The sequence below is a fragment of the Pseudarthrobacter sp. NCCP-2145 genome (genome assembly GCF_023708005.1).
Taxonomy (GTDB): Bacteria; Actinomycetota; Actinomycetes; order Actinomycetales; family Micrococcaceae; genus Arthrobacter; species Arthrobacter oxydans.
Genome location: NZ_BRCG01000018.1, coordinates 82,669 through 92,992, shown reverse-complemented (window position 1 = coordinate 92,992; position 10,324 = coordinate 82,669). Strand labels below are relative to the sequence as shown.

Genomic DNA, 10,324 nt, shown 5'->3' with positions numbered 1-10,324 from the left:
GGTTCCCACACTGAGAAAGGCTCCGTCCCGCTTGGGACGGAGCCTTTCCGTGAAAAGCCGATCACTGCCCGCTAGAGTGAAGATCTCACAAATTCGAGAGTCCAACTTTCGGGGACCAGTTCAAAAGGGGCCCGGCCCTTTTTGCACGCCGCCCCGCGCAGGCACGTCGAGGAAAACTTTCCCGCCCAAGAATGCGTTAGGCAGCCACCCTTATGTTGATTAGTTATCGTCGGTGGGAAAAGGGGTTTGAAAAGAGAATTTTTCATTCGGTTTGCCCCGAACCGATAACGGGTTTCTGTGCAATGACCGGGGCTACGCTCCCCCCGCAGGTCCGTTTGGGTTCCCTGACCGGACCCTTGGTCGACATGGCTGGAGACCACTCCTCTCTTCCGCGGTACCGGGAAAACGTCCTGTCTCTGCTCCGGGCCCCCAGCCCGGCGAAGGAGTCTCTTGTTGCGGCGCAGGAGCATTGATATTGGACTCTTGGTCTGGGGGTCGCAGTCATTGCCCGTTGCTGGGTTAATGCGTGAATACTATCTTTCCCATCAGGTTGCCGCCGAGCATCTTGCTGAATCCTTGGGCGGCGTGGTTTAGCGGGAGTACGGAGTCGATAGTTGGGCGTATCCCGGTTCCTACAAGGAAGCCGGTGAGTCTGTCGAGTTCGTCCCGGGTTCCCATGGTTGAGCCGAGGATTTTCAACTGGGTGAAGAACACGCGATTCAGCTCAGTCACTGCGGAGCTGCCTGAAGTTGCGCCGCAGGTAATGACGGCTCCGCCCGGCCGAACAGATTTCAGTGTGTGGTCCCACGTGGCCTGCCCGACTGAGTCAAAGACTGCGTCGACCCGCTTCGGGAGGCGGGTACCGGGGTCGAATACTTGATCGGCCCCGAGCGTCAGCGCGTGGACTTGCTTTTCCCTGCTGCGGCTGGTCACCCATACTCGAAATCCGGTGGCGGCAGCCATGGCGGTCAGCGCTGTGGACACCCCACCGCCTGCTCCTTGTATCAGGATGGTGGATCCTGGTTGCGCCGGGGAGACGGAGAAAAGCATCCTGTAGGCGGTGAGCCAAGACGTGGGAAGGCAGGCGGCCTCCTCCCAGCTCAGCTCTGCTGGTTTAGGGACAGTGCTGCCGGCGGGCACCCAGACATGGTCGGACATGGTTCCCGGATGGCGCTCCGAAAGTACGGTGCGTGTCGGGTCAAGGGTTTCGTCGCCGCGCCATCCAGGGCTTGCGATTACGGGATGGATAATCACCTCGTTGCCGGCCGCGTCCACTCCCGCGCCGTCACAGCCCAGCACCATCGGCAGATCCTCTTTGTCGAGTATGCCTTTGAGGGAGAACAGGTCGTGGTGATTCAGGGCGGAGGCTTTGAGCGTGATCTTCTCCCAGCCGTTGGCTGGAGCTTCTGTGTCCGGCAGGTCCCCGATCTCGAGTCCGGCAAGTGGGTCGTCAGGGGCGAGCGATGTTGCATAGACTGCACGCATTCTTGTCTGCCTTCTCGGGCTGAGTCTCTACCCGCCCCGTTTTGGGTAGGCATCTTGTGTGAGGGTTTAACGGTACGGACCAGCCACGGTCCGGGGGCACCGTGGATCAGGCGGGCAGCAGATCCAGAGGGTTCCGTTCCCTCCGGTCCCGCCTGATCCGTGCTCGGCGCATCCTGTCGTTCCGTCGTTGGTGCGCTTCCCGGAAGCGCCTCCTTTCGATGGTGTCGGAGGGCTTGAATTCGGGCACGGGCGTGGGTTTGTTGTTGTCGCCGATGGCCACCATGGTGAAGTACGAGCTGTTTGTGTGCCTGACGCTTTGCTCGTGGAGATTTTCGCTGAGCACCCGGATTCCGACTTCCAGTGACGTGCGGCCGGTGTAGTTGACGGAGGCCTGGAACGTTACGAGTTCACCGACCTGGATGGGGGCGATGAAGTCCACGCGGTCCACGGAAAGGGTGACGACGTAGGTGCCGGCGTAGCAGGTCCCGCAGATGTATGCGACCTGGTCGAGGTACTTGAGCAGGACTCCGCCGTGGACTTTCCCTGAAAATTAACCATGTCCGGCGTCATGAGTACCCTCATGGACAGCCTGCCCTTTTCGTCGACGACCTCCTCAAGAGGGTTTTCCGTGCGGTTCATTTCGTCGTCCTTGGATGTGTGGGCGTGCAGTATGGATTGTTGCGCGGACCCGGGCTGGAATCTGCTGGTGATGGTTTCGCGTCCCGGGACCGCGGCCGCGGGTGGATCGGTTGTCGAGACGCTGACGGGCGCCGCGCGAATACCACCATTCGGGTGTGTGGAAGCCATCCTGGGTTGCTACGGGGCTCGGGACCGGACCGCCGCCGGGAGCGTTCCCAACGGAGGTCCGATCCCGAGCCCGGTTGCCTGACGTGGGCAGGATTTTCGGACGTGCGGCTACGCGCCGGTAGGGGTTTCGGTTGGCCGGCCGGTCTTCCAGGAGGGCATGTAGGAGCCGCCGTGGCCGTCCTTGGCGAATGCGTTGACCAGTCGGCGTCCGAGCATTGTTTCGTGGATTTCGCTGGTGCCGTCGAAGATCTGGGTTGCTTTGGCATCCCGGTGCATCCGTTCGACCCGAGAATAGGCGATGAGGCCTGATGCGCCGAAGATCTGCATGGCCTGGTCCGTGTGTTCCCGGGCGAGGTCGCTGGCGGTCATCTTAGCTATCGAGATGATGTCCTGATCTCCCCCGGTGCCCTGCATGTAGGTTTCGGTGGCGCGCATCGCGAGTTCCCTGGCGGTGTGGTAGGCAGCGCGCATGCGGCCGAGCTTGATCTGGATGCTGGGCAGGTCGCCGATGCGCTTGCCGAATGCGGTGCGTGTAGCTGCTCGTTCCACGCTGACTTCCAGGGCGCCGCGCAGCAGACCGCAGGCGTAGGAGGCGGCGTCAATGCGTGCCATGTTCAGGCCGTCCATCATGCCGGCGAAGCCGTCCACCTGGAGGGCATTCCCCGCGGGGACCACGACGTTGTCGAAGCGGAGGGCGCCGTTGGTCAGGCCGCGGAAACCCGAGAGCTCGGGGCCTGGCTCGCCCGAGGCTCCCTTGCTGGACATGTCGACCACGAGCGCGATGGTGGGGGCGTCTCTGTCGGTGGACTCCAGCTTGCACAGAACGATGGCGTAGGAAGCTACGGGAGCGAACCCGACCCAGCATTTCTGTCCGCTGAGGATGTAATTGTCACCGTCCCTGCGCGCCACGGTCAGCATGCCGCGAAGGTCCGTTCCTGCCTGCGGCTCCGTGAGGGCGAAGGAGCCGTAGGCGCGGCCTTCGATGGTGGGCCGCAGCCAGCGTTCTTTGACGGCCGGAGGTGCATACCGCGAGAGCAGATAGGCCACGAGCCGCATGACGCCAAGTTCCATGGCTACAGGGGGGCAGATACTGGCGATGCGCTCCGTCACGTCATGAACCAGCGGCATCCGCGACAGGTCCAGGTCCAGATTCTCGTCGAAGATCAGTTTCACGAGGCCCAGCGCTGCGCCTTCGTCCAGAATCTGCTTGTCGAATTTGGCGTTTCTATCCATGGTCTCTGCCCGCTCGGCCAATTTGGTGGCGAAGTCTTCGACGTGGGCCAGGACCTGCTCGGTGGCGAAGGCGGTCGCGATGCTCATGCGCCTGCTCCGATGCCGCGGGTACCGGGGGTTACGGTGGTGATCGTTGTCATTTGTCTCTCTCCTGGATAGTTCGATTCATGTGTGATGGCCGGGCTCGTCGTGGATCCCGGATGCGTAGTCAGATTGGTCATTGGGCGGCCGGTCCATGGCTCTGCGGGTCCGCCCTGCGCTCAGGGACGACGGCCGCCGGGCTGTGGCTCCGGATTTCGGTGCGGAAGGACGTTTCCCAGAAGCGGGCAAGCTCGCCGGCCAACTGCTGGGTCAAAGCACTGCGGCGGATTTTACCCACGCTTGTGGAGGGCATCTCGGATCCGAAGATGACGACTTTCGGGCACATGTGCGGCTCGAGCCGTTCGGCGCACCAGGCAAGAAGCTCTGCTTCGGTCAGGTCCCCGCTGGCGATCACGAACACGGCGATTTCCTCGCCCTGCCAGCGGTTGGCGAAGGGAACCGCTGCGGCGCTCTGGACCAGCGGGTGAGTTGCGACGACCTCGTCGATCAGCTGGGGCGCGATATTCAGGCCGCCACGGACGATACTTTCCTTCAGGCGTCCTTCCAGGAAATACCAGATCTTTCCATCGGCCGCGCGTTCCCAGTATCCCCGGTCGCCGGTGTGGAACCAGCCGCCACTGAATGCTTCGGCGTTCGCGGTGTCATTGTTGGCGTAGCCGGTCATGAGCATGCCGCCGCGTGCCACTATTTCCCCCCGCACGCCTTGGCCGCACGGGATCCCGTCGGAGTCTACGACGTCCACCTGGGCGTGAGGAACGGCCGTGCCGATGGATTTCCGAAGCCCGGGCTCAAGATATCCGCCCGTCCGTGGCGGTGTGGCGGTCAAGACGGCAGTGGTCTCCGACAGGCCGTACAGCTGCCGAACCGGCATCCCGAAACGCTGCTCGAATTCGGATGCGGCAGTGGAGCGCAGCGGACCGCTTCCGGAGATCACCTCCTTCATCAGCGGCGCAGGGTGGTCCCCGGCCTCACCGGCGAGCAGATATTCCAGCACGGTCGGCACGATGCTGCTTGTCGTGGCCCGTGTTTCAGCGGCGATGGGCCAGAACGTGCTTCCTCGGAACTTGTCAACCAGCACCGTCGATCCCCCGACAAACCAGGGCAGGAAGCTGTTGATGAGCAAACCGTTGGCGTGGCTTATGGGCAGCACGGTCAGCACCCTCGTTTCCTGCGTCCAGCCGAACGCTTCCTGCATTGCATGGCAATTGAGCAGAATGCTGCGCATCGGGATGACGATTGCTTTGGGGCGGCCACTTGTTCCGCTGCTGTGCATGCGCAGGGCCGGAGCGTCCAGCGGTCCCCCGATCACGGAGGGACGTTCCCGCCGCTGAGTGGACATCAGACCGCCAACAACGATCGCGTCCGCAGACGCATGGCGACCCACCCGGGCAACCGATTCCACACCCGAATCCACGCCTATCCATCGCGCCCCGCACTCCTGCAGGATTTCCTCATGTCTCTCGTCGCCGTCCCGCGGGTCAAGAGGTACCAGGCAGCCGCCGAGCAGCCAGACCGCGAAGGTCAGGGCCAGCGTCTCGGCGGAGTTGTGGGCCAGAACGGCCACACTGTCACCGGCCCTAACGCCATGCCGGGTCAGCTGGTCGGCCACGTTGTAGACCGCATTCCGCCACTGACCTACGCTCCATTCCGCCCGCGTTCCCTGGCCTCGGCTGACAGCGATCAGGAACGTCCGGTCATCGTCCTTCCGGCTGCGGAAGAACGCCGCAAAATCCGCCCAGGGCGGCGTGTAATCGTCGATATCGCGCCGTGCAACAGGTTCGGCTGCCGTCGGCCGGCAGCGCTGCTCAGTCATCATGTGGAACCTTTTCTGAATGCGGAACACTGGTCGCGTTGATCGCGCCCGAACTGCAAATAGTCGTGAAATCAGAGTGCTCGAAAGTGGATTTCCCCCCGCCGCGTCTGACATATCGATCAGTGAATGATATGTAGAACGCTAGCGTGGGTTCGATCACGTCGCAAGTGGGCGGCCGACCCTCACGGCAGGAATCTGTGTCCGGGAAGTCACCGACCGGCGGGCCTCGCTGGTGTCAGACTTTGCAGTCTGGGTTCTGAAGTCGGCCGTCTACCCTGCGGGGGATGCGCAGGGGGTTGGTGTCCTGCAGCTGGCTTGGCAGGAGGTGCTGGGGCAGGCCCTGGTAGGCGACGGGTCGCAGGAAGCGGAAGATCGAGGCGGTTCCGACGGACGTGGATGTCACTGCGGTGGTCGCCGGGTAGGGGCCGCCGTGTTGCTGGGCGTGGGTGACCGACACGCCGGTCGGCCATTGGTTCCACAGGATGCGCCCGGATTTGCGGGCGAGCAGGCGAACCAGTTGCGGGGCGATGCCATCGTCGTCTTCCCCGTGCACGGTGGAAGTCAGCTGTCCGTCGATGATCCGGGCGATCTGGAGCAGTTCGGATTCGTCCTCATAGGTGACCACGAGGGCTGCCGGGCCAAAGCACTCTGCGAGGAGTTTCTCGGGTTCGGCCAGTACACGGGCTGCGGTTGTGAGCAGGAGGGTCGGCGTCGGCGGGTTCTCATACGCTGCCGGCCCCAGGACCAGGGGCTCGACGTCTTCGTGTCCGCTGAGTGTCTGCAGGGCTTCGACGTAGCCGGACTGGATGCGCTCGTTCAGAAGCATGGCGGCGGCGGGGTGCGGGGCTGCAGCGAGGGTGCCAGCGATGTCTGATTCGGCAGGTACGAGCAGGATGCCCGGTTTTGTGCAGAACTGGCCCGCTCCGACCGTGTAGGAGTTCACGAAGTCGGTCACGATCTGTCCGCTCCTCTTTTGGGCGGCCGCGCGGGTGATGAAGGTGGGGTTGACGCTGCCCAGTTCTCCGTAGAAGGGAATCGGGTCAGGCCTGGAGTTCGCCAGGTCGAACAGTGCCCGCCCGCCAGGGATGGAGCCGGTGAATGAGCTGGCCTTCACCCTTGGATCAAGCAGCGCATCGCGTCCGGCCTGGGTGCCGAAGATGACGTCGAAAAGCCCTGCGGGGGCTCCGGCATGCGCGAGGGCGGCTGCCACGACGTCTCCCGTTCGCTCCGAGAGCCGGGGATGACCCGAATGTGCTTTGACGATGACGGGGCAACCTGCGGCCAGAGCGGAGGCGGTGTCCCCCCCTGCGACGCTGAAGGCAAACGGAAAGTTGCTGGCGGAGAACACGAGAACGGGACCCAAGGGCTCCAGAGTGCGCCGGATCTCGGGCCGCGGCCCCATGCCCCAGGCCGGATCGGCCTGATCGATCCGTGCGTCCAAGTAGCTTCCTTCATTCAGGACTTCGCCGAATAGCCGGAGCTGGAAGGTGGTGCGTTTCAGTTCGCCTTTCAGCCGTGCCTGGGAGAGGTGGGTTTCCTCGTGGGCGATCTCGATGAGCTCGTCCGCCGCGCTGTCCAGGTGGTCGGCAACGGACAGGAGTACTACGGCGCGCTCCTGGGGCGTGGTCTCAGCCCAGATGACGGCCGCGTCTGCTGCCCGGGCAAGAATGCTGTTGAGCCTGTCGGTGCTGGTGGGGGCGGGTGTGGTGCTAGTCAGTGCCATGGGTTCCTCGATGGTCATTGGCGGGAGTCGGCGCACCGCAATGCACGGCGCTCCGCGGGGGATTTGGACTGGATAGTTTGCCGGTTCCGGTTTACAGGGGCGGCCAGCTGAGGCCGGTGACGGCTGTGCGTTCGCTCTGGGCCGCGACCCTGGCTGCCAGTTCAGGGTCAAGACCCTGACGGACCAGCACCTTTTCGGTGCGCGGCTCCATGTCGGTCTGCCGGCGTTCCGGACCGTCCTGGAACGCGGGAATCACGGGTACCGAATCCAGGGTGAAGCCGGGATCCCGACTGATGATCTGTTCAAACGATGCCAGTTCATGTGGCTCCAGGACGGGGGTGACGCAGGCGTCGACCTCGGCGAAGATTCCGGCCCACTCCCCCATCGTTTTTGTGCCGAATGCGCCAGTGAGTGACTCTTCTATGGACGGCCACGTTGCCCTGTCGAAATGGTCCGGCACTGCCCCCAGGTCAAGCGTGTTCCACAGTTCCGCGAAGAAGGCCGTTTCGAGGGCTCCGACCGCTACATAGCGGTTGTCTGAGCAGCTGTAGCACCGGTAGAACGGTGTGGTGCCTGTCAGGACACCCTCGCCCCGGCGGGGCAGGGTCGGTGTGTGCCAGTCAGCAAAGTTCATCGCCATCATGGACAGGACACCGTCCACCATGGCCGAGTCGATGTAGCGGCCCTTGCCCGTCTTGGACCGCTCGTAAAGGGCGCTGACGATGCCGAAGGCAGAGAGCATGCCTCCGCCGCCCAGATCGGCGACAAGATTCAGCGGCGGAACCGGCGGCTGGTCGGACGGCCCAAACGTGCCCAGGGCACCGGCAGCGGCAAGGTAGTTGATGTCATGACCGGCGCGCTGGGCCAGCGGTCCGGTCTGGCCGTAACCCGTGACGCTGCAGTAAACGAGGCCGGGATTGATTTCGGACAGCTCCTCGTAGCCTGCACCCAACCTGTCCACCACCCCTGGACGAAAGCCCTCCATGAAGACATCGGCTTCTGAGACGAGCTGCCGCAAGGCCTGCCGACCGTCGTCGCTCTTGAGGTCAAGGGCGATGAATTCCTTCCCCCGTGACAGTGACGGAACGGGGAGGCCGGAGCGGCCGCCGCCGATGACGATAACTTCAGCGCCCAGGTCGCCAAGAAGCATGCTCGCGTAGGGCCCGGGCGCGAGACGGGTCATGTCCAGCACCCGGATTCCGGCCAAGGGGCCTGCCGGGTCGCTGATTTCCGCGCCGCTAATCTGTGGGCTGTCGATTGCTCGTGTGGATGCTTCAATCACGTGGTTACTCCTTGTTCATGCGATGTCTGGTCGCGGGCGCGGATGCTTTGCCCGCGCTGGCGGCGGCTGCGGGGGGCGTCTGTGCCGGGTTTCGGTGCCGCGGTGGTTTCTAGCTGGCGGTTTTTAGGTGCTGGCTGGTTGTGTCGGCGTGGGGCGTGCTGTCCGCGTCGGCGGCCGGGGGCTCCTGGTCGTATTTCTTGCCGAGTTCGGAAAGATCCAGCCGGTTGGTCTCCTTCATGGCGATCACGCAGATCACCGAGATGACGCACATGGCCATCATGAACAGGGCCACACCCTCGTAGGATCCGGTCTCGGCAATCACCCATGCGGCCACAATGGGCGTCGGGGCGCTGGCGGCCAGGGTGCCGATCGTGTAGCCGAAGGAGATTCCGGTGTAGCGGATTTTCGTCTCGAAAGCCTCGGCGAAGAACGCGGCCAGCGGTCCATAGGACGTGGAGAATGCGAGGCAGAAGACCACGAACCCGAGCAGTGCCAGCACGTAGGACCCGGTGTTGACCAGCCAGAACCACGGGAAGGTAAAGAGGAGCATGGCGATGACGCCGCCGAGAAAGACGGGTTTGCGGCCGAGTTTGTCCGAGAGCCTTCCGAACAGCGGCAGGGCGAAGAACGTGACGCCCATGGAAATCAGGACGATGCCCAGCATTTCGTTGCGCGAGAAACCCACGGTCTGGACACCGTAGCTGAGGCCGAACACCGTGGCTCCGTAGAAGGTGACGCCGATTGCGAAGTAGGATCCGCAGATCAGGAGAATCTGCTTCGGGTAGTGGCGAAGGACGACGGCGATGGGCATCTTCTCGGTCTTTTCCTGCTTTTTCAGTTGATCAAATACCGGGCTTTCCACGACCTTCAGCCGAACAACCAGACCGATCACGACGAAGACGCCGCCAACCAGGAACGGGATGCGCCATCCCCAGGCGAGGAAGGCCTCGGACGACAGGCCTGCCATGAGAAGGAAGACAGCGTTGCCCAGCATCAGACCGGCGGGAACGCCCATCTGCACCCAGCTGCCGTAGTAGCCGCGCTTGTTGGCAGGGGCGTGCTCCACGGTCATCAGGATGGCACCGCCGACCTCGCCGCCCAGCGCAAGTCCCTGCACGAAGCGCAAGGAGACCAAGATAATGGGCGCCGCGACGCCGATGGTCTGGTAGGTGGGAAGAAGGCCGATGGCCAGGGTGGTCAGGCCCATCAGCGTCAGGGTGATGATGAGCATGGACTTCCGGCCGATCCGGTCCCCGAAATGCCCGAACAGGACCCCGCCCAAGGGGCGCGCTACGAAAGCCGCGGAAAACGTGGCGAACGCCAGCAGCGTCCCGACCAACGGGTCAAAATCGGGGAAAAAGATCTTGTTGAACACAAGCCCTGCGGCCGTGCCGTAGATAAAGAAGTCGTACCATTCGACCGTGGTGCCCACACCACTGGCCAAACCGACTTTCTGCATTTGGGACATTCTGGACATGTGATGGCCTCCTTGCCATTTGGGTGGGAAGGCTTAGAAATCTGCGTTCCCGAAAAATCCACCGAACCGCTCGTCTCATATTTCAGACGGGTTCTGGTATATGGACAAATCGTTGCATGGGGCGAGTCGTGAGGTCAACCCCCTCGTCTTGCTTGTCGGTAGGCGGCGACATGGAAGAGCCGAGCGGGGGGCAGGCGGGATTACGCCGACCCCCGAAGTGCTTGACGGCGCCGGGAATGATTACTAGGCTGTTTGTTATTCCAGACACTGTCTGAAATTTCGTACATAATCGGGAAAGGCCCGATTGATCCGGGCGACTGTGGATGGGGACGCAGAGTTGCGGAACCAACTAACCACAGCGTAGGGACGCACCAGAGGGGCCAGAGGCATGAACCGCAAAGC

At 63.1% G+C, this 10,324-nt stretch carries 7 protein-coding genes; all 7 read right to left on the bottom strand.

The window, feature by feature from the left end; genetic code table 11:
* Nucleotides 1-519: 519 nt before the first annotated feature.
* Complete coding sequence (locus NFU08_RS15635) at nt 520-1,485, bottom strand: zinc-binding dehydrogenase (RefSeq protein ID WP_251424555.1); 966 nt, start codon at nt 1,483-1,485, stop codon at nt 520-522.
* A gap of 106 nt (nt 1,486-1,591) precedes the next feature.
* Nucleotides 1,592-1,978: an acyl-CoA thioesterase gene (locus tag NFU08_RS15630; protein ID WP_251424559.1), complete on the bottom strand. Its 387-nt coding sequence runs from the start codon at nt 1,976-1,978 to the stop codon at nt 1,592-1,594.
* Nucleotides 1,979-2,400: 422 nt separating this feature from the next.
* Nucleotides 2,401-3,612: an acyl-CoA dehydrogenase family protein gene (locus NFU08_RS15625; RefSeq protein WP_251424553.1), complete on the bottom strand. Its 1,212-nt coding sequence runs from the start codon at nt 3,610-3,612 to the stop codon at nt 2,401-2,403.
* A 130-nt stretch (nt 3,613-3,742) separates the two neighbouring features.
* On the bottom strand, nt 3,743-5,440 hold the full coding sequence (locus NFU08_RS15620) for a class I adenylate-forming enzyme family protein (RefSeq protein ID WP_251424551.1): 1,698 nt from the start codon (nt 5,438-5,440) through the stop codon (nt 3,743-3,745).
* A gap of 235 nt (nt 5,441-5,675) precedes the next feature.
* Nucleotides 5,676-7,181 carry an aldehyde dehydrogenase (NADP(+)) gene (locus NFU08_RS15615; protein WP_251424550.1) on the bottom strand — a complete coding sequence of 502 codons (1,506 nt, stop codon included), beginning with the start codon at nt 7,179-7,181 and terminating at the stop codon, nt 5,676-5,678.
* Nucleotides 7,182-7,254: 73 nt separating this feature from the next.
* Nucleotides 7,255-8,445, bottom strand: coding sequence for a CaiB/BaiF CoA-transferase family protein (locus NFU08_RS15610; RefSeq protein ID WP_251424548.1), 1,191 nt, complete (start codon nt 8,443-8,445; stop codon nt 7,255-7,257).
* A gap of 109 nt (nt 8,446-8,554) precedes the next feature.
* Nucleotides 8,555-9,904, bottom strand: a complete 1,350-nt coding sequence (locus tag NFU08_RS15605; protein ID WP_251424546.1) for an MFS transporter — start codon at nt 9,902-9,904, stop codon at nt 8,555-8,557.
* Between the last annotated feature and the right edge of the window lie 420 nt (nt 9,905-10,324).